The organism is bacterium (assembly GCA_021108215.1).
GTDB lineage: Bacteria > Oederibacteriota > JAAXVQ01 > JAAXVQ01 > JAUVAV01 > JAIORK01.
Genome location: JAIORK010000011.1, coordinates 43980 through 63678, shown reverse-complemented (window position 1 = coordinate 63678; position 19699 = coordinate 43980). Strand labels below are relative to the sequence as shown.

Below are 19699 nucleotides of genomic sequence, written 5' to 3'. Positions count from 1 at the left end.
AAGAGGCAGCAGCCAAGCAGAAGGCCGAAGAAGAGGCAGCAGCCAAGCAGAAGGCCGAAGAAGAGGCAGCAGCCAAGCAGAAGGCCGAAGAAGAGGCAGCAGCCAAGCAGAAGGCTGAAGAAGAAGCAGCAGCCAAGCAGAAGGCCGAAGAAGAAGCAGCAGCCAAGCAGAAGTCTGAAGAAGAAGCAACAGCCAAACAGCAAGCTGAAGAAGCGGAAGCTAAGCAGCAGGCTGAAGAAGCGGAAGCTAAGCAGCAGGCTGAAGAAGCGGAAGCTAAGCAGCAGGCTGAAGAAGCGGAAGCTAAGCAGCAGGCTGAAGAAGCGGAAGCTAAGCAGCAGGCTGAAGAAGCGGAAGCTAAGCAGCAGGCTGAAGGAGCAGCAGCTAAGCAGCAGGCTGAAGCAGCGGAAGCCAAACAGCAGGCTGAAGCAGCGGAAGCCAAACAGCAGGCTGAAGAAGAAGCATCCAAGCAGCAGGTTGAAGAAGAAGCATCCAAGCAGAAGGCCGAAGAAGAAGAAGCAGCAGCCAAGCAGAAGTCTGAAGAAGAAGCAACAGCCAAACAGCAAGCTGAAGAAGCGGAAGCTAAGCAGCAGGCTGAAGCAGCGGAAGCCAAACAGCAGGCTGAAGAAGCAGCAGCTAAGCAGCAGGCTGAAGGAGCAGCAGCTAAGCAGCAGGCTGAAGAAGAAGCATCCAAACAGCAGGCTGAAGAAGAAGCATCCAAGCAGCAGGCTGAAGAAGTGGAAGCCAAACAGCAGGCTGAAGAAGCAGCAGCCAAACAGCAGGCTGAAGAAGCAGCAGCTAAGCAGCAGGCTGAAGGAGCAGCAGCTAAGCAGCAGGCTGAAGCAGTGGAAGCCAAGCAGCAGGCTGAAGAAGCAGAAGCCAAGCAGCAGGATGAAGAAGCGGAAGCTAAGCAGCAGGATGAAGAAGCGGAAGCTAAGCAGCAGGATGAAGAAGCGGAAGCTAAGCAGCAGGATGAAGAAGCGGAAGCTAAACAGCAAGCTGGAGAAGAAGAGGCCAAGCAAGCAGCAGTTGTTGGGAAATCAGCTGCCGCTAATCAGGCAGCCAATCCGATTTATATTGAATTGAGCGAACGATTTGAAAGCATACGTCAGGACTGGTATGATGCTTGTGTTGAGGCTATCGCCATCTATAATCAGCATCAGAAGAAGGAAGAAAATAAAATAGTGATCAAGAAAAAGGATATGGGTGAGATTGCTGAAATCAGCTTAAAAACAGTTCAGATCACTATGGTGGATACGTATCTCCGGAAATATCCCTATTTACCCGGAAAAGCCGGAGAAGTTTTTAAAGAAAAAGTAAACACCTTTGTTTATGCAGGCCAAAAAGAAAAATATAAACAATATGTCAATGAATTCGAGAGTGCGCTTGCCAAAAATCCTGAATGGGCCAAAGCCATTGCGGAACAATTTCAGTACCATGCCCAGATGATCGCCCACACTATTTTGGATGCTCCGGCCTCGGAAGAGGCGGTTCGCTTGGTGGTCGGGACCTTTGGGACCTTTGATGATATTAATCATTTGGAAATGGCCCGGGCGTTTGGTGATAATCGTTTATTAAATAAGTTAACAAACAAAATTAAAGCCTCGAAATCAAAGTGGGGCATGAAAACCGTCAAGAAATCAAGCCGATAAAAATACACAGGTATATCCCGGCCTGATGGTACTGCATTTTTGTGGGATGTTTCGCGACCCGCAATGATGATTATGATAAGGAGAAACCACTCATGAGCCAACCGATTGAAATGACCAAACATGAAAGCAAACATCTTTCCGGTGTGACCCTATTGGCTGTCAAGGGATCCATTGATTCCGAGACTGCGCCGGTTTTTGAGAGGGAATTGGAAGCATTGCTGGAACAGGGGCATCACCGTTTGGTGGTGGATCTTGCGGAGGTGGAGTATATCAGTTCGGCCGGGGTGGGTATTTTTGTGGGAATGCTCCAGGAATTCCGGGCGGAGGAAAGCGGGGACATCAAAGCCTGCCGGGTTTCCAAAAAAATTATGAAAATTTTTGAGTCCATTGGGCTGGATGACATGCTGGAGTTTTATGACAATGAGGAAGCCTTGACGGAATGGTCGGCGGCCGAAGAGGTTGAGGAGGATATTGATCACTTTGATATGAGCGTGATATCCTCGGAAGTTTTTTCGGGCGAGGACTTCATCATTAAAATCGAGGCCAAAGAAAAAAATAATGATGTTGTCAAAGATTATGCCGGCCGTCCCGCATTGGATGTCCCGGAGGGCATGGTGCTTCCTAATGAAATTGGTGATTTTCAAAATGGTGTTTGGCAGGGCAAAATCAAGATTACGGCTTCGGGGCAGGTTGCACTGAAGGTTGTTGATGGCAAGCATCAAGGGCAGGTCGCTGTTGAAATCAAAACTCCGGGGAAAACCGTGCAGTTTCCCATGCGCGTCAACTGCAGCACTTGTGCAACTGAGATTATCGTCAAAATACCGGAAGTGTACCGTTGTGAAAAATGTGATGAAACCTTTACGGTGGATGACTGGGGACATATCATTACCCTTAAGCCGGGGAGCACCGCCAAACGGCGTAAATCCCGGTACAAAGGGATTGAGGTTAAGATCAATGCGGACGTTAATTATCTTGGCGTTTTGCGCCAAATGATCAGCAGTATTTGTCAGAAAGAAGAAATGGATGATGTGACCACCAATGCAGTGGCCCTGGCTGTGGAGGAAGTACTGCTCAACATTATTGAACACGGCAATGATTTTGACCCGTGGCAGATTCTCCGGTTAAAAATTGAATTTCAAAAAAAACAGATTAAAATTCAGATCCGGGATTATGGTGACCCGTTTGATGTCACCAAGCGAAAAAATATTTCTGTGAAAGCCAATATTGCCAAAGGATCCAAACGCGGTGTGGGCGGGTTCTTGGTCAACCAATTGATGGATCAGGTGAAATATGAAAGTCTGAAAAATTATAATCAGCTCATCATGATAAAAAAATACGGTGAATCTGATGAGTAAGCATCGTTTGGGAAGATTACGGGTTGTGTGCATCGGTGCCAATAGACGTATTTCATAAATGAGTCAATCAATTGGGTTGATTATTTCTTGTCATCGGAATATTGGAAGCAATGGCGAAATGGTTGGCTATGGCGGAGGAATTCCGGGGAAGAAAAGATTGTTGAAATTAGAGCAAGATAATGCCAATACATGAAACACTTGCCAAAAGTATCCTAATCAAATATAAAAAAGTTGATTCATGGTTTTTGTCCGGTTATGGCATGAATTTATACCGCGGCTGCACACATAATTGTGCCTATTGCGACGGCCGGGCGGAAAAATACCGGGTTGAGGGTGAGTTTGGGCATGATGTGGTTGTGAAAACGAATGCCCCTGAATTATTGGAAAAAGCGTTGAACCCCGGCCGGAAGCGCAAACCTATGAAGCGCGCTTTCATTTTAGTTGGCGGCGGCGTGGGGGATACATACCAACCTTCAGAAAAGCACTATCAATTAGCATCCCCTATTCTTCGTATTATTCAGCAGTTTCATTATCCTGTTCATTTGTTAACCAAGTCGACTTTGGTGGAACGCGATTTACCTCTGTTGGTGGAGATGAATCGAACGCAGCGTGTGCTGGTCAGTATGAGCTTTTCTTCCACAGATGATAATGTCAGTGCGGTTTTTGAACCTGGCTGCGACCCGCCTACCAAGCGACTTTCAGTATTGGCGAAAATGAAAAAAGCCGGATTGGCAACCGGGATGTTTCTTCTGCCGGTGATTCCCGGAGTTACAGATACTGAAAAGGAAATGTCAGAGTCTTTAGCGCAAGCCCGTGAGGTTGGGGTTGGTTTTGTGCTTTTTGGCGGCATGACATTGAAGGCCGGTGCTCAGCAGGATCATTTTCGGGATGTTCTTGGAAAAAAATATCCCGGTCTGCAAACTCTGTACGATAAAATATACACCGGTGATATCTGGGGAAATGCACAGCCTGATTACGCCATGGAAATTCAGCGGCGATTCAATAGGTTGGCGGGAAAATATAAACTTGCAAGGCGCATGCCGCCTGCGATATACACAAAATTTCTTTCGGATAACGACCGGGTCATGGTGATGCTGGAGCATCTGGATTATTTGTTGAAATCGGAAGGGAAAAAATCACCTTATGGTTATGCGGCCTATTCGATATCAAAATTGGAAGGATCAATTAAGGAAAAAAAGAATTCATTACGTACTCTTTCCGGTGTGGGACCGGTTACGGAAAAAATCATCAATGAAATTTTAGATACCGGGACGTGCCGGTATTTGACGGGGATGTTGTGAGCAGGCTTGCGTAATTTAATAATAGTTTGATATATTACTGTTTGATTAGAAAATACAGGGGCGAATCGGATTGTTTTTAGAACAATTTTAAAACAGTGTGATATGTTAATTTGGACAGTAGTGATTTTGATAATATGCGGGTTGAAACTGAAATATGTATTGTGTTGCATGAATAGGTGACACTACTGGCGGACACATAATTTTAATATGGAGACATACAATGGAACCTGAAAAAATTAAAACAATTCTAGTGATGGATCCGAAGCAGCAATCGCTGTTGGTGCAAGGATGGATCAGGACCAAAAGGGAGAGCAAAACATTTTCCTTCATTGAACTCAATGATGGCTCGTGTATGAAGAATCTTCAGGTGATACTTGATCAATCCATGGACGACTATATGGCAATTGTTCCGCAATTAACCACCGGTACCAGTGTGGGGGTGGAAGGTGTGCTGGTTGCTTCGCAGGGAAAAGGCCAGACAGTTGAGTTGCAGGCAACGGCGGTAACGGTGTACGGTACTGCCGACCCGGAGACCTATCCCTTGCAGAAAAAGCGGCATTCTCTGGAGTTTTTGCGGGAGATCGCGCATTTGCGTCCGCGAACCAATACGATTGGCGCGGTGACGCGGGTGCGCAGCAAGTTGAGTATGGCCATTCATCAATTTTTTCAGGAACGGAACTTTCACTATACTCATACCCCGATTATTACCGGCAGTGATTGCGAAGGTGCAGGGAAAATGTTTCAGGTTACCACGTTGCCCCTGGAACAGGTACCCATGAAGGATAAGCAGGTGGATTATACCCAGGATTTTTTCGGGAAGAAAACAGGTTTGACCGTGAGCGGACAATTGGAAGGAGAAATTTATGCCAGTGCCTTAGGGGATATCTACACCTTTGGTCCTACCTTTCGTTCTGAGCATTCCAATACCTCCCGGCATTTGGCGGAATTTTGGATGGTCGAGCCGGAGATGGCGTTTTGTGATATTCACCGCGACATGGATATGGCGGAAGCATTTTTAAAGTACATTATCAAGTATGTACTGGAGTATTGTGAAGAAGATATCCGATTTTTCAATCAGTGGGTGGATAAGTCATTGCTCACGACTTTGGAGCATATTGTTGAAACACCGTTTGAACGCATTTCATACACTGAGGCGGTTGCGCAATTGGAAAAATGCGGTCAAAAATTTGAATTTCCTGTTTCCTGGGGCGTGGATTTACAATCGGAGCATGAGAAATATTTAACAGAAATGATTTTTAAAAAGCCTGTTATGGTGACGGACTATCCAAAAGAAATTAAGGCATTTTATATGAAACTGAATGCTGACGGCAAAACGGTTCGCGCACTGGATGTCCTGGTGCCGAGATTGGGTGAGATAATTGGCGGGAGTGAGCGTGAAAACGATTACGATAAACTTTTGTCGAGAATTGAAGGCGCCAAACTTAATCCGAAAGATTACTGGTGGTATCTTGATCTGCGGAAATATGGAACTGTACCTCATGCCGGATTTGGGTTGGGATTTGAACGGGCGGTTCAGTTTATCACGGGTATTCAGAATATTCGGGACGTGATTCCGTTTCCGCGCGCGTATCAGAGCGCGGAGTTTTAAGGATATGTGGAATGTATGATGATTCAAGGGGGATATTGCTCCCGGTAAAAATACTTTTCTTTTCAAGGAGAACTGTTTACAATACATCAATAAAATATATTGGGGGTAAACGCGATGGATATTGCCAAACAAATCCAATATTGGCAGATCGGGGCGGAAAAAGAATTATTGGCCGCAAAATCATTGGATCGCGATAAGTTTTATACCCAGTGCTTATTTCACGTACATTTGGCTCTGGAAAAAATATTGAAAGCGCATGTGTGCCGGAAAACGCTGGCGATAGCACCTTTGCTACATAATCTCAATCGGTTGGCTGAAACAGCACAATTGGAATTATCGGACAAATATATCGATATTTTGGCGGATATGAATCGCTACAATCTGGCAGGTCGTTACCCGGATCCTGTAGTAGATGAAGTATCCGGGGAAGAATGCCGGGAAAAGTTGGCGCAAAGCGAGGAGGTTTTGAAATGGTTGACAGCAGCATTGTTGGAAGCGTAAAAAAATATTTATCCAGACTGTGCGAAGAAGGGATTCCTGTTCAATTTGGCATTCTTTTTGGCTCTTATGCCCGTGGCAAATCAAATCAATGGAGTGATATTGACTTAATCGTTGTGTCGAGGAAATACGATGGAAGTTACTCATATGAAGATATTAACCGGTTATGGCGGACAGCCGCACGTACCGATAGCCGGATAGAACCGGTCCCTTGCGGTGTGGAAGAATGGGAAAAAAATGATGAACGGATTATTATTGAAATGGCAAGGCGTGAAGGCGTTAAAATAGCAGCATAGTGCAAGAGCGGCACTGAACGCCATCGCTATAAATGGCGTGGGAGCTGATTACAATAAGCAGTTGAGTTAATGAACTGGTTTATACCGTCTTTTATGTTTGCTTTTAAAGAAAAATAGGGAATAACAGCATGCCTTTAAATCTTACAGACAATGAAAAACGGGAGATCGTGCGCCAAAAGAACGAGGCCTCCGGCGAGGTTGAGGAAGTCTGGACCGGAGATTTTGTTTTCGAGAATGAATGGCAGAGCTTCCGCACAAAAAAAGACCGCTCTTTGGAATTGAAATCCGCTTATTATCCCTGCTCGAAAAAACGGACAAAAATTGCGGTTAAAGTTGTGGATATCTTCGGCAATGACACTATGAAGATTATTGAGGTGAGGGTATGAAGGGAGCCTCTAATACAGAAAAAAATATTTTGGAAGATAAAAAAAATAAGTTTGCAAAGATGGTTCAAAAATATCTGGAGAAACAACCGGTTGTAATACTTGGTACAGGAGCGACCATTCCTTTTGGTTTGCCATCAATGGATGAATTTGCTGAAAATTTGAGGAGTACGATTATTGATAAAACAACAGAATGGATTAATTTTTTAGAAGAGTTGGAAAAGACAAATAATTTAGAACAAGCACTGCAAAATGTTCAGTTATCTCAAAATTTGGTTGGTAGAGTTGTGGCCGAGACCTGGAAACTAGTTAATGGGAAAGATTTGGATTTCTATAAAAAAATAGTTAAAGATACAAGCGGGTTTTTCCTTAAAGATTTATTTTTAAAATTACTTCAATCGCATCCTAAGCATTTAAAAATAATAACAACCAATTATGACAGAGTTGCAGAATATGCAGCAGACTTAGCTGATGCAAATATTCATACTGGCTTTTCAGGGAAGTATATTTTGAATTTTAATCAAAATTATCTTCAGAACTGTTCGAGTCAGAACAGAATTGATATTTGGAAAGTGCATGGTTCATTGGATTGGTTCAATAGGCAAAATAGTACTTCTTTTTCATCACCATTAGCTAAAGAAATTCCCGAAAATAGCATTCCTTTGATAGTGACTCCTGGAATCGAAAAATATCAACGAACGCACAATGAACCATACAGAACTGTAATGAGCAAAGCAGATGAGGCATTGGAGCAGGCACCGTGTTTTCTATGTATTGGTTATGGTTTTAATGATGAGCATATTCAACCAAAGTTAATTCACCAGGTACAGCAAAAGGGAAAACCGATTGTAGCGATAACAAAAAAAATATCAGATAACGGGAAAAAAATATTACTAAATAATCAGGTTAAATCAATTGTTTTGGAAGAAGATGACAAAAGCAATAAAACTAGGGTACATTATTTTGAGGACAATAGAAATAATACGGATGTTCTAGACGGTGATATTTGGCAATTAAACAATTTTTTGAATATTTGGTTTTAAGGAGAATAGTATGAGTATTTTTAATTATGAAAGTGATGATGCTATTGGATTGGTAGAAAGTGTTGATACAGCAACAGTTGTAGTCAGAGTTGGAAATGAAGAAAAACTCAGACAATTACAGGTTAATCATCTGGTAGCATTAAGAAGCAGTAAAGTAGGACAATTTCTTATAGGATTAGTTACTAAAATCATGAGAAAAGCATCTTCCAATCCAATTGATGAAGATATGCCTGATGAAGGGACTATTGTTGAGAATGTAGTAAAAATTACTCTGATAGGAACGCATATTGACAAAGTAGGGACAAAGCCAAATGTGTTTAAACGTACACTGGAAACTGTCCCGGAAATTAATGCCGAATGCTTTGTGATTAGCAGTGAGAAATTAACTCAATTCATGCGAGCGATTTCTACGTTAGCAGCCGAGAATAAGAATCCATTATCTATGGGAAAATATACCTTGGATGATGAAGCCGAAGCTTGGCTGGATGGAAATAAGTTTTTTCAGCGTCATGCTGTTATTGTGGGCAGTACCGGTTCAGGTAAGTCCTGGAGTGTAGCAAGGCTTATTGAACAAGTCGCAAGTCTGCCATCTGCAAATGCTTTGATATTTGATATTCACGGTGAGTACAAACCGTTGGCCGATGAAATTGAAAGCATTGAGCACTTGAAAATTGCCGGACCAGGCGATAGTGATGTTGGAAACAACATCTTTTTGCCCTATTGGCTGCTTACATATGAAGAGATGATAGCCATGATGCTGGACAGGAGCGACCAAAATGCTCCCAATCAAGCAAGGGTTTTTTTTGACGCTGTAATCAACGCAAAGAAAAGCAAACTTAATTATGAAAATAAAACCGATATTTTAAGTAATTTTACCATTGATAGTCCGCTACCTTATGCGTTGGATAAAGTTATAACTGAATTGGATAACTTTGATAAAGAAATGGTTCCTGGAGCGAAAACTGAAAAACAAGGCCCTTTGTTTGGGAAACTAACAAGATTTATTCAAAGACTAAAAACAAAACAAAGCGATAAAAGGCTTAACTTTTTATTCAGCTCAAATGCTGATTTGCAGAAGTATGAATGGTTTGAAGAATTCGGTCAAAAACTAATGGGATTTGAGAAGGGCGCAAAAGGAGTGAAAGTTATTAATTTTGCAGAAGTTCCGTCTGATATTTTACCTTTGATTATCGGATTGGTAGCAAGAGTTATATTTTCTATTCAACAATGGACAAAAGAGGCAGATAGGCATCCTATTGCGCTATTTTGTGATGAAGCGCACCTTTATATAACAGAAAATCCTAAATCCACTATTGATGAATCTGCATTAAGTAACTTTGAAAGAATAGCGAAAGAAGGTCGGAAATATGGCATTGGTTTAGTTGTGGTTAGTCAACGCCCGGCAGATGTAAACCGTACTGTTTTAAGCCAAAGCAATAACTTCATTGCTATGAGACTAACTAATGCTGAAGATCAGTCTGTAATAAAGCGTCTTTTTCCCGATAGTTTAGGTAATTTCGCTGAATTATTGCCAATACTTGATATTGGTGAGGCGTTGATTGTTGGTGATGCTTCATTATTGCCCAGTAGAATAAAAGTTGCAGAACCAAAAGTAAAGCCAAAAAGCGCTACAGTTGATTTTTGGGATGAATGGGCAAAATCAAAAGATGAGAATGCTATCAAAGCTGCAATTGATTCTTTGCGGAAACAGACAAAAGCGTGATAAACAAATCTGCGATAAATGGAAAGATGGTAAAAAGTAAAATTAAATTATAGGAGCAAAAAGTATGTCCCGTTCCGATGTTATTAAAATACTCAAAGAATTTAAAGCAAAGGATGCTGAAAAATACGGCATTTTGGTGTTGGGCATTTTTGGTTCTGTTGCCAGAGACCAGGCTACTGATAAAAGCGATGTGGATGTTTTTCTTGAAACTAAAATCCCGGACCCCTTTAACATCGTGCATATAAAACAAGATTTGGAGAAACAACTCCACCAGCATGTAGACATTGTGAGACTTCGTGAAAGAATGAATCCTTTTTTAAAAAAACGGATTGAAAAGGAAGCTGTGTATGTATGATAAAGAAATAATTTTAGATGTATTGCGGCAGATTTATGATGCGATTCAAAAAGTGATCCGACGTTTTGAGCCGATTAGCGCGGTTAGCGATTTTACTGATACTCCGGACGGTATAGATAAATTAGACAGTATTTGTATGATGATTATTGCCATTGGCGAAAGTCTGAAAAAAATTGATAAAATTACGGATCACAAACTCTTGAAGCAATACCCTGAAATAGACTGGACAGGCGCCAAAGGAATGCGGGACATTATTACGCACCATTATTTTGATATAGATGCTGAAGAAATCTTTTGGGTCTGCAAACACCAGATAAAACCTCTTGCCGATACAATCAAAAAAATTATTCAGGATATTGAATAATGACCATTCATCCTGATTTTCCGCATTCGTCCTACAAGATACTCGATCCCGATCTTCGCTGGTTTCCGGCGGATGAGGCGTTGCGGGAAACAAGTTATGACAAACTAATTCCACGGAGTTTTAGACGGTATAAAGAAGAATAGTAGTTTTGTTGAGAAAAAACACTTTGTTTTAATTAGAGGAGATGTTGGGTGAAACAGTATCTTGAATTGGTCAAAAAAGTATTAACGGAAGGGGATGTAAAGCAGAACCGGACCGGTGTGAAGGCGCTCTCGCTGGCCGGGGCAATGTTGCAGCATGATATGGCGGACGGGTTTCCCTTGCTGACTACCAAGAAAATGGCATTCAAGTCCGTTCGCGTAGAGCTGGAATTTTTTATCAAAGGCTTGACCGATAAAAACTGGCTCAAAGAACGCGGCTGCCATATTTGGGATGAATGGTGTTCGCCTGACCATATTCCGGAAGGCACCCCGGATGAGGAACGCAAACGAATCCAGATGGAAGAAAATGATCTGGGTCCGGTTTATGGATTTCAATGGCGTCATTTTGGACAATCTGATGATGTGAAAAAGGGTGTTGACCAACTTGCGCAAGTGGTTGAAACCTTAAAAACCAATCCGCAGGACCGGCGGATGCTGGTATCGGCATGGAATCCGCTCGCACTGCCGCATCAGGCTTTGCCGCCCTGTCATGTTCTTTTTCATCTGGTGGTGATCGGGAATAAGTTGAATTTAACCTGGTTCCAGCGCAGCTGCGACTTGATGCTGGGCATTCCATTTAACCTGGCTTCCTATGCCATTTTACTCCATTTGCTTGCTAAAGAAGCCGGACTCAAGGAAGGCATGGTCACCGGTATGTTAAGTGATGTGCATATTTATGAAAATCATATCGAGGGCGCGAAAGAACAGCTCAAGCGTGAGCCCTTATCCTTACCGCGTATTGAGACCAAATCCTTTATCTCTATTTTTGATTGGCAGTATGACCAGACTGAACTGGTTGATTATCAATCCCATCCTAAAATTGTTTTTCCGATTGCGGTCTGATCATGGGATTTAAAATCATTGTCGCAGTGGATGCTAAACGGGGGATCGGTCAAGGGAATCAATTGCCCTGGCGCTTAAAAGGCGATATGCAGTGGTTTAAGCAGACCACGATTTCAAAGAACTTGGATAAACCCAATTGTGTCATCATGGGCAGGAAAACCTGGGACTCCATTCCGGAGAAATTTCGTCCGCTGCCGGAGCGTGAAAATATTGTCATTACCCGGCATCCTGAAAAATGTTCTGCACCGAACACGGCCGATGGATTGCAAGCAGCGCTTGATCTCGCGAAATCCTTTGGCGGAGACATGTTTGTCATTGGCGGCGCAAGTATTTATGCGGAAGCATTTTCACATCCTGCATTAGAGGAATTGATTATTACGGAAATTGAGCATGCATTTGAATGTGATGCCTTTTTTCCGGAGTATAGTGCTTTTACAATGGTTGAGGAAATTCGCCCGGGTGAAGAAAATGGTTTGAAATATTCTATAAAAAGATACCGTTTTGCTGAAAAATGATTTGATTCATTGTATGCCCCGGCGCCTAAATAGCCGGTTCTGAAAAAAACGGTAAATCCGGAAGAACTTAAGCTGTGAAATTGGAACGTTCCGCTTGCATTACTTATGCCTTTTCTTAATTTGCCGATTAATAATGCATAGTTGCGTATTGGGGGGATTATGAAAAAGTTAATTCTATTATTATTCACATTCAGCCTGGCATGCTCGATTTGCCGGGGCAGTTCTGATATCCACGGTAGGTACAACGCCATCCAGGGTCAGATCAATGCGGTAGGTGTACAAGTCTATGATACCGCCAATGTTGTTTTAAGCCGACAGGCTCTCAAAGGTGCTGCCGGGCTGCAAGCCGGTAAGCAAAAGATTAACGATCTGGCTGCCCGCTGCAAGGCGATTAGTCAATCCCTTGCCAATATTCGTGCGGAAATTCCGAAATACAAACCCAATGGGGTGAAGGCAGTCAATCCCTATCTTGTGGCAATTAAAAAGACCAAAGCTGAAATCAAGCGCAGCGTTGATAAAAAGGAGCGTTTGGATGAAAAGCAAAGGCAAACCAATGTTGTTGTCGCAAAACTGAAAAAACAATTTAAGGCCAATGTTGTGCGGGAAGCAGTCAAGGTTTTTATTGATCACTTTGATTTTTCCAAAGGCGGTGCGCTCAGGATTTGTGCAAATCATGCCTATGCCCGGATTACCAGTGCCAAGACCGAGTATGAAAAAGATGCTGATATACTGCAAGCCCAACTTGAGACAATAAAAGAGTTTGAGAAAGAAGCGGGCACTATATGTGAAGATCAAATTAAGAACCAGAAAGAAAAGACCGCAGCTCTGGAAAAACGATTACGCGCTTTAGAAAATTTATCAGGAAAACTGGATAGTGTGTTGCGCCAATACGGAGAAATTTTCAACAACCGGGACGGTACGTCGGAGGACTTGTTGTTGGAATACCAAGAACAAAAGCAAGCCGAAGCGCTGGATAAGGAAAATAAAAAAGCAGTGGCAGCGGTCAAAGGTCAACACAAATCAGCCGGATCTATTATTCAGGATATTAAAAGTCTGAAAACGCGTTTAAGTCAAACGCGCACTAATTTAAAACCCTATCTTGATGAGGATTATGTCGGCAAAAAACAGAAGTTATATGCCAAAGCCACGATATGGAATGTCGAAGCGCTCATGATTGTGGTATCCCAACTGAATCAGGAAATTGTCAAAGTTACCAAGCAAAAAGAGAAAACCACCGCTATGCTGAAGGCTTATGCCGGGCTTTGGAATCGTCTGGATAAAGAGATTCGAGAACAAAATATCACACCTTATTATAAAGCGGTTGATGAGGTGAATCGCAAATCAGAAGAAGCTGCCGAGTGGGTTGTTTCTTTGGAAGGCATACTGTCGGCAATTAAAAATTTACGCGGTTCCATCAAGTCAGAGGTGGAAAATCAGGTTGGGAAGATTGAGAAAGTTAAAGGGATAATGGATTCAGATGCCACGCTGACGGTGAATGGGGTACGAGCGGGTAAGAATGGTGATGTAAAGAAATCGATTACCCAATTTATCCTCAACAATGTGGAGAGTCCGATTACCAAAGCTGTCAAAGCCTGGAGCGGCTTGAAGGAAAAGTATGAGAGCGTTGAAAAAGAATTTGCGGACAAACACAAACAGATTGATACGCTCCTTAGCTATGGAGTTTGGTACTGGCAGGGAAAACAGGTTAGTAAAAATCGTCCCAATCCCCAGGCGGAGTATGTTGGTTTTCCCATCAGTAATCGTTTTCACGGTACGGAAAAAGAGGTTTTTCCTCAATTATCCGCAGCTGATTATAGCCGGATTTCAGAAGAAGCCCGGGCCATTCAAAATAAAATGGATAAGGATATGCTGGAAATCACTATGATTAATGAGGAAATTCAGCAATACATAAAAACCTATGCAACTACCCTGAAGTGGAGTGGTGATGAAAAAGGTGTGCGCATCCGGGCAAAATGGTATCAAAGCAGTACGGATAAGAAACAAAAGACACTGAAAGCCATTGAACAGGTGTTTGTATTATATCAGGAAATTATTACCAGGGCTGCGCAGCGGGATGGTGAGGCTGACAAGTACCAGGCTCAAAAAAACGAGGATAACCAGGCAGCCCAAGTTTTGCTGAGCAAACTGTTGGGTCAGGCGGAAAAGCTTAATGGCAGACAAACGCGTAACGAGGATATTGAAGAAATTCTGGAGATTTATGACGAACTGGACACGTTTCGCAAGTTTTACGGCATGTGCCGTGAGAATGAGACTATGCTTAAAAAATTAAGGGATATGAAAGAACCCTTGATTACTAAATGGAAAAAGGACTCGAGACCGGTCATTGAGGATGTCGTTATTCAGGATCAACCACTGAATACATTGCAAGACGGCACAGTGACAGTCTACAAAAATAGTCTGGTCAACGGCAAGATTGTGATCAGGGGTTTTGCCAAGTCATTTTATTATTTCCATCGCCGGACCCATCAAAAACCGGAGTTTTATGGCGGCAGTGATGTTGCTACAGTATTTATTCAGGTGAATGGCGATCGCCGGACAGCTGTTTATAATAAAAACGGGAACCGGATGTTTGAGTTGGTCTTTGCTCCGCTGGGTGATGAAACCTTTTATATTTCCGGTGAAGCAGTGGATAAAGAGAGGGATCATTCCTTACAGGAAGAGTTTCCGCGTATTAAAATCAAGTATGTTCATCAGACTTATCAGGAAATTGCGCAAGCCCTCCTGGACAAATTAAAAGAAAGCTATGAAACCAAAAATGTTGCCTTGTTCATGCGTCATATCTCTGATCAATATTACGGCGACCGTTACGCCCTGGAGCAAAATCTCAGGAATTTTTTCCGCAATGCCGATAATATCCGGATCCAGCCCGTAGTTGATATCGCGCAGATGGATCGAGGTATCATTGTGATTAATTTCCACTGGAATAAATCTTATATAAACACGCGGACCAACTCAACCGTAAAAGAGAATCAATGGGAAGTTATGGTGATTAGTACCGGCGTTCGTAATCAAGTGCTCAAATCATCGGCTACTCTTTTTGGCATGTTTTCCAACGTACTCCAGGGGGAGGTAGTACAAGCACCCTTGCCCTCGGGGATGGTGACCTTGTCACCGTCAGGTGACAGGCTCTTTCTTTTTGCTACCGGGCATGCTTTTGTTGGCTTTGATGATCCTCATGATATGTTGGTCGAACCGTACGGAGTGCCGGCGATTTTAATGAATCATACCACTCCGCCTTATTCCGGTGCGCTGGATTTAGGGATAGTCAGCATAGATAGCGTAACCACTGTTCCCGAAGATAACGGACAATACATAGGCAGTGATGGATACAATATTAATCCCGCAGTTGGGCATACTTACGCAGTGCGGACATTGGATAATAAATATGGTCTTTTCGAAGTGCTGGATATGACTGGCAGTGACGATGGATATGGCAGTATAGAGTATAGCATTAGAATAAAGTACAAATATCAACCGGCCGGATCACGTAATTTTCATTAAAAAGGTGAGGTCATCCATGAACAAAGCATTTATTCCTGCTGTTATTGGACTGCTACTGTTTGTTTCATCGGGGGAGGCGTTAAAAATCGGGGAGAAGGACATACTCAATCTCGATCTTACTTCTGCGGTGATTAGCAACAGCGTACAAGGTAATGAAGGTAGTTCGATTCTAACACCGGGATTGTTTTCCGAACATTATTTAACAGGATCAATTATTAAAAATTTCGATTCTTTTTATATCCGGGCCAATACAACTGCCAAGTATACCGATGAACCGAATTTAAAAGGGCAGGATTATTTTGAGCTCCAGAAATTTTTGGTCGAGACCGGCAGCGGGTTTAACAAAATTACAGCCGGTGATTTTTTTACCACCTATTCCCGGTATACCATGGGACAGACAGCCCGCGGTGCCATGGCCAAGGTGAGCTTAATGGATTATCAGGTGACTCCGTTTATCGGCCGGGTAGTGGTGCCCCGGGAGAATGCCGCTTTTGCCCGTTATGCCGGTGGTATTCGGGTAAATAAACGTTTCTTTGGCCGCGCTCTGGAGGTGGGGATCAATTATGTCAATGCCGCCGATGATCAGGGAAGTATCACCGACTCTACCGGACTTTTAAATGTTCTGAAAAATAATATCTACGGAGCGGATTTTAAGTATACCCTTTCCCGCGATTTTCGTTTTGAAGGCGAGCTCTCCCAGGTCTTTCAAAAGAATGAAAGTACGGGTGACGAGACAAGTGACATTGCCCTGTTTTTACGAAATCTTTTTCAGTACCAGGGCTTTCGGGGCTTTGCCGAGTTCGAACGGGTAGGCAGTCAGTTCAACTCCTTAACCGGATTTGCGAGTCCGGATAAGTTGGTGATTAAGGGGAATCTGTATAAATATTTATTTAACCGGATGCTCAAAGCATATGTGTATGGCGAACGTTATAATAATAATGTTAACGGAGACATGACCGACACCTTGGTTACTTTTACCCCCAAAGTTGGACTGGATTTCTTTTACAAGGGAATGGGCATTAATTTAATGACAAAACTGACAGATCGCAATGATAACGTTTTGATTGATAATGCCAACCTGGTCTATGCTGCCAATAGTTTTTTCAAAGCCGGAATGGTTTGTGTAAACGCTTCCTATGAACATGCTGATTACCAGGATGAGCGGAATAATGATAATGATTACAGTACTGATTACATACTGGGTGATGTAAAAGTGCCGTTTGTTTTTAAAACCGGAGTTTTAAACCAGCTCACACCCGGTGTGGGGTATTCACTCAATCAGGAAAATGTAACTTATTATGATAATACAATTCTGCTGACGGGAAAGAATATTACCCATGGCATCAAACTGTCAATATACGCCAGGATGTATGAGCGCCTGGATCTGGGCGGACTGGTGAACATTAGTTTGTCCAACCGTGCCAATGCTGCGGATACGAATCGGCAGGAATACAACTTCACTGCAGCCTACCCAATGACCAAGGCCGGGCATATCAAACTGGCCGGCGAATTTAAAGTAACCCAATTTACTTCAACCTTTTCTGACAACAACTATTCCAGCCAAACAGGAAAACTGAGTGTTCATGTGCGGTTTTAACGCAGGATAGGGTCAGTAAAGAAGCAAGGAATGTTTTTCTATAACTGTGTTTTTGGTTTTTCCTGTACTAATCAAACAGGTTAAAATTTAGGAGTTGCGGATATGGACATATTAAAAAAAAGCATTGACATATTATGGGCATATGCTCATAATATGTCAATGCTTTGAAGAAGGAAGGCGCCTATGCCCAGACCCCGTTTTTGCCGGAATGTTGCCGGGAAACCTCAATTCCAACGCTTTAAATCGGCCGGGATTCCGGCGCAGTCGTTGCCTGAGGTGGTCTTGACACTGGATGAATATGAGGCCCTGCGTTTGGCGGATTGTTTGGGTTTGTACCAGGAAAAAGCGGCCCAACACATGAATGTTTCGCGGCAAACGTTTGGGAGAATTCTGGAAGCGGCGCATAAAAAAACTGCCAAAGTCATTGTTGAAGGCGGCTGTTTAAATATTGAAGGCGGCCCGGTGGCCATCCGCGGGAAACGCCAGTTTGCCTGCCGCCCTTGCGAGCATGTATGGGAAGTGCCGTTTGGAACTCCTCGGCCGGGCCAGTGTCCACAATGTGGAAAAACTGCGGTCAGGCGGGTGCATACAGAAAACAGAAAAGGATTGTGGGCCGGCTATGTGCCGGAAAAAGAAGAGAAGGAGGAATGAGATAAAATGAAAATCGCAGTTTCATCACAAGGTAAAACCATGGATGCTTTATTTGAAACACGCTTCGGGCGGGCAGACTATTTTATCGTAATGGATACTGAAACCGGGGATGTGCGTCCGATGGATAATCAGCAACAATTGGAGGCGATGCAGGGAGCGGGGATTCAGGCGGCACGGCATGTTGCCAAGGCCGGTGCTCAAGTTTTGGTGACAGGGCATGTCGGTCCCAAAGCATTTGCCGCGCTCCATGCGGCAGGGATAAAAATATATACGCTTGAAGGCCAATGGACGATTGCGCAAGTGATGGAAAAGTATCAAAGCGACCAGTTGAAAAGCATAGCAGAAGCGGATGTAGAAGGGCATTGGGTTTAAAAAAAATAAAGGAGGAATTATTATGCCAAGAGGAGATCAAAGCGGGCCTCAGGGTTTCGGCCCTATGACAGGCAGAAAAATGGGATTCTGTAGTGGTGCCAACCAACCGGGATATAACCGGTTAGGGGGCGGCTGGGGTATGCGCGGCGGGCGTGGCGGCGGTCAATACGCGAATGGCAGGCAGTTTTTCGGCATGCGCGGCGGTTTTGGACCCTACGCAGGGTTTGGTCCGGCAGCATCTTTGGAGGATGAACCGCAGGAAAATGCGCAGACACTAAAAAACCAGGCAGCCATGCTCACGTCGGAACTGGCCAAACTGAACGAACGCATCAATAAGCTGGATGATGGAAAAGACCAAGATTGATGCGGGTTGTTATTGCAAGTGGAAAAGGCGGGACTGGAAAAACAACGGTGGCAACTAATCTGGCGGTTGTTGCCGCAGCTGCAGAGCAACAGGTTGCGTTGCTTGATTGTGATGTGGAAGAACCCAATGCCCATATTTTTTTAAAACCGAAAATCAGGGAACGACATCCGGTAATGCGTCTTATTCCAGTTGTCGATGAAGCGAAGTGCACACTTTGCGGCAAGTGCGGGGAAATATGCCAGTTCAGTGCAATTGTTTTAATAGGAGAAAAAGTCCTCACGTATCCTGACTTATGTCATGCTTGCGGCGGGTGCAAGCGGGTTTGCCCGGTTGAGGCGATTACCGAGCACCCGCGTGAAGTAGGGAAGGTGGGTACAATTTATCCACGGGGTATTGGATGTTGGCGAAGCCATGAGTCCTCCGGTCATTCAGGCAGTGAAACAGGCGGCACCGAAAGAAGGGTTGATTATTATTGATGCGCCCCCAGGCACATCCTGTCCGGTGATTGAGAGTATTCGTGGAGTGGATTATGTCGTGCTGGTGACGGAGCCTACACCCTTTGGATTGCATGATTTACAGCTGGCGGTTGAAATGGTACGGGCACTGGGTTTGGCTTTTGGTGTGGTTATTAATCGGGCGGATAGCGGAGATGATAAAGTTCGGGATTATTGCAGGGATAATCGTATTCCGATCCTGTCGGAAATTCCGGACGACCGCCGGGTTGCTGAAGTTTATTCAAAAGGTGAAATGATCTGCGCGGCGCTGCCGGACTATCGGCAGTTATTTCAACAGCTATTGCAGGAGATCGTGCAAAAGGCAGGCGGGCAGGTCGGGTGAAATTATTCAGGGAAATATAATTAGTTCTTGTTGCGGAAAGGCCAATTTTTGATTTACTAAATATTCCTCTCCTCTTGGGAGAGGATGAAGGTGAGGGAGTAAGCTTTAAAATTAAAGGCCGAAACCCCATCTCCTTAATCCCCTCCCACCAAATCCGGGGAGGGGATTAAGGAAATTATGTTTTCCGCAACAGAAACTAATTAGGGTATCCGCAACAGGAAA

Annotated in this window: 19 protein-coding genes and 2 pseudogenes; all 21 read left to right on the top strand. The window is 43.6% G+C overall.

Translation table 11 applies throughout. From position 1 onward, the window contains the following. Window positions 1-1649 (top strand): hypothetical protein (locus K8S19_02190; GenBank protein MCD4812494.1); only part of this gene is annotated, 1649 nt, incomplete at its 5' end. 92 nt (window positions 1650-1741) lie between these two features. Further along, window positions 1742-3004: an anti-sigma factor antagonist gene (locus tag K8S19_02185; protein MCD4812493.1), complete on the top strand. Its 1263-nt coding sequence runs from the start codon at window positions 1742-1744 to the stop codon at window positions 3002-3004. 58 nt (window positions 3005-3062) lie between these two features. Beyond that, a complete protein-coding gene (locus tag K8S19_02180; GenBank protein MCD4812492.1) occupies window positions 3063-3197 on the top strand; it encodes an MGMT family protein in 135 nt (44 codons plus the stop codon). Beyond that, a complete protein-coding gene (locus K8S19_02175) occupies window positions 3184-4305 on the top strand; it encodes a radical SAM protein (GenBank protein ID MCD4812491.1) in 1122 nt (373 codons plus the stop codon). The genes K8S19_02180 and K8S19_02175 overlap by 14 nt, the downstream gene beginning before the upstream one ends. Window positions 4306-4525: 220 nt before the next feature. Next, window positions 4526-5914, top strand: coding sequence for an asparagine--tRNA ligase (asnS, locus tag K8S19_02170; protein MCD4812490.1), 1389 nt, complete (start codon window positions 4526-4528; stop codon window positions 5912-5914). Window positions 5915-6028: 114 nt separating this feature from the next. Next, window positions 6029-6415 (top strand): HEPN domain-containing protein, encoded by a 387-nt coding sequence (locus K8S19_02165; GenBank protein ID MCD4812489.1) that lies wholly within the window; start codon window positions 6029-6031, stop codon window positions 6413-6415. Beyond that, the gene (locus K8S19_02160) at window positions 6385-6708 is read left to right on the top strand and encodes a nucleotidyltransferase domain-containing protein (protein ID MCD4812488.1); all 324 of its coding nucleotides are present in this window, start codon (window positions 6385-6387) and stop codon (window positions 6706-6708) included. Before K8S19_02165 ends, K8S19_02160 begins: the two co-directional genes overlap by 31 nt. A 155-nt stretch (window positions 6709-6863) precedes the next feature. Continuing rightward, window positions 6864-7094: pseudogene (locus tag K8S19_02155) on the top strand (site-specific DNA-methyltransferase). Next, on the top strand, window positions 7091-8134 hold the full coding sequence (locus K8S19_02150; GenBank protein ID MCD4812487.1) for an SIR2 family protein: 1044 nt from the start codon (window positions 7091-7093) through the stop codon (window positions 8132-8134). The pseudogene K8S19_02155 and the gene K8S19_02150 overlap by 4 nt, the downstream one beginning before the upstream one ends. Before the next feature lie 10 nt (window positions 8135-8144). Beyond that, window positions 8145-9857: an ATP-binding protein gene (locus K8S19_02145; protein MCD4812486.1), complete on the top strand. Its 1713-nt coding sequence runs from the start codon at window positions 8145-8147 to the stop codon at window positions 9855-9857. Window positions 9858-9921: 64 nt separating this feature from the next. Next, a complete protein-coding gene (locus K8S19_02140; GenBank protein ID MCD4812485.1) occupies window positions 9922-10212 on the top strand; it encodes a nucleotidyltransferase domain-containing protein in 291 nt (96 codons plus the stop codon). Further along, window positions 10205-10576 carry a DUF86 domain-containing protein gene (locus K8S19_02135; protein ID MCD4812484.1) on the top strand — a complete coding sequence of 124 codons (372 nt, stop codon included), beginning with the start codon at window positions 10205-10207 and terminating at the stop codon, window positions 10574-10576. Before K8S19_02140 ends, K8S19_02135 begins: the two co-directional genes overlap by 8 nt. Further along, window positions 10576-10719, top strand: a complete 144-nt coding sequence (locus K8S19_02130) for a hypothetical protein (protein ID MCD4812483.1) — start codon at window positions 10576-10578, stop codon at window positions 10717-10719. The genes K8S19_02135 and K8S19_02130 overlap by 1 nt, the downstream gene beginning before the upstream one ends. Window positions 10720-10767: 48 nt before the next feature. Next, complete coding sequence (thyA, locus tag K8S19_02125; protein ID MCD4812482.1) at window positions 10768-11619, top strand: thymidylate synthase; 852 nt, start codon at window positions 10768-10770, stop codon at window positions 11617-11619. Between the two features lie 2 nt (window positions 11620-11621). Beyond that, the gene (locus K8S19_02120; protein ID MCD4812481.1) at window positions 11622-12134 is read left to right on the top strand and encodes a dihydrofolate reductase; all 513 of its coding nucleotides are present in this window, start codon (window positions 11622-11624) and stop codon (window positions 12132-12134) included. A 159-nt stretch (window positions 12135-12293) separates the two neighbouring features. Then, window positions 12294-15656, top strand: a complete 3363-nt coding sequence (locus K8S19_02115) for a hypothetical protein (GenBank protein MCD4812480.1) — start codon at window positions 12294-12296, stop codon at window positions 15654-15656. Window positions 15657-15672: 16 nt separating this feature from the next. Continuing rightward, entirely contained in the window at window positions 15673-17253 is a 1581-nt protein-coding gene (locus K8S19_02110) for a hypothetical protein (protein MCD4812479.1), read from the top strand. Window positions 17254-17436: 183 nt separating this feature from the next. Continuing rightward, window positions 17437-17904 carry a DUF134 domain-containing protein gene (locus K8S19_02105; GenBank protein MCD4812478.1) on the top strand — a complete coding sequence of 156 codons (468 nt, stop codon included), beginning with the start codon at window positions 17437-17439 and terminating at the stop codon, window positions 17902-17904. Between the two features lie 6 nt (window positions 17905-17910). Continuing rightward, window positions 17911-18276 (top strand): NifB/NifX family molybdenum-iron cluster-binding protein, encoded by a 366-nt coding sequence (locus K8S19_02100; protein ID MCD4812477.1) that lies wholly within the window; start codon window positions 17911-17913, stop codon window positions 18274-18276. A gap of 22 nt (window positions 18277-18298) precedes the next feature. Then, window positions 18299-18640 carry a DUF5320 domain-containing protein gene (locus tag K8S19_02095; GenBank protein MCD4812476.1) on the top strand — a complete coding sequence of 114 codons (342 nt, stop codon included), beginning with the start codon at window positions 18299-18301 and terminating at the stop codon, window positions 18638-18640. Beyond that, window positions 18640-19477: pseudogene (locus tag K8S19_02090) on the top strand (ATP-binding protein). Before K8S19_02095 ends, K8S19_02090 begins: the two are co-directional and overlap by 1 nt. Window positions 19478-19699: the final 222 nt, after the last annotated feature.

Bases quoted from the DNA above. Each gene is read 5' to 3' on its own strand.
- K8S19_02185 (MCD4812493.1), top strand. From the start codon at position 1,742: ATGAGCCAACCGATTGAAATGACCAAACATGAAAGCAAACATCTTTCC.
- K8S19_02180 (MCD4812492.1), top strand. From the start codon at position 3,063: ATGAGTCAATCAATTGGGTTGATTATTTCTTGTCATCGGAATATTGGA.
- K8S19_02175 (MCD4812491.1), top strand. From the start codon at position 3,184: ATGCCAATACATGAAACACTTGCCAAAAGTATCCTAATCAAATATAAA.
- asnS (MCD4812490.1), top strand. From the start codon at position 4,526: ATGGAACCTGAAAAAATTAAAACAATTCTAGTGATGGATCCGAAGCAG.
- K8S19_02165 (MCD4812489.1), top strand. From the start codon at position 6,029: ATGGATATTGCCAAACAAATCCAATATTGGCAGATCGGGGCGGAAAAA.
- K8S19_02160 (MCD4812488.1), top strand. From the start codon at position 6,385: ATGGTTGACAGCAGCATTGTTGGAAGCGTAAAAAAATATTTATCCAGA.
- K8S19_02150 (MCD4812487.1), top strand. From the start codon at position 7,091: ATGAAGGGAGCCTCTAATACAGAAAAAAATATTTTGGAAGATAAAAAA.
- K8S19_02145 (MCD4812486.1), top strand. From the start codon at position 8,145: ATGAGTATTTTTAATTATGAAAGTGATGATGCTATTGGATTGGTAGAA.
- K8S19_02140 (MCD4812485.1), top strand. From the start codon at position 9,922: ATGTCCCGTTCCGATGTTATTAAAATACTCAAAGAATTTAAAGCAAAG.
- K8S19_02135 (MCD4812484.1), top strand. From the start codon at position 10,205: ATGTATGATAAAGAAATAATTTTAGATGTATTGCGGCAGATTTATGAT.
- K8S19_02130 (MCD4812483.1), top strand. From the start codon at position 10,576: ATGACCATTCATCCTGATTTTCCGCATTCGTCCTACAAGATACTCGAT.
- K8S19_02120 (MCD4812481.1), top strand. From the start codon at position 11,622: ATGGGATTTAAAATCATTGTCGCAGTGGATGCTAAACGGGGGATCGGT.
- K8S19_02115 (MCD4812480.1), top strand. From the start codon at position 12,294: ATGAAAAAGTTAATTCTATTATTATTCACATTCAGCCTGGCATGCTCG.
- K8S19_02110 (MCD4812479.1), top strand. From the start codon at position 15,673: ATGAACAAAGCATTTATTCCTGCTGTTATTGGACTGCTACTGTTTGTT.
- K8S19_02105 (MCD4812478.1), top strand. From the start codon at position 17,437: ATGCCCAGACCCCGTTTTTGCCGGAATGTTGCCGGGAAACCTCAATTC.
- K8S19_02100 (MCD4812477.1), top strand. From the start codon at position 17,911: ATGAAAATCGCAGTTTCATCACAAGGTAAAACCATGGATGCTTTATTT.
- K8S19_02095 (MCD4812476.1), top strand. From the start codon at position 18,299: ATGCCAAGAGGAGATCAAAGCGGGCCTCAGGGTTTCGGCCCTATGACA.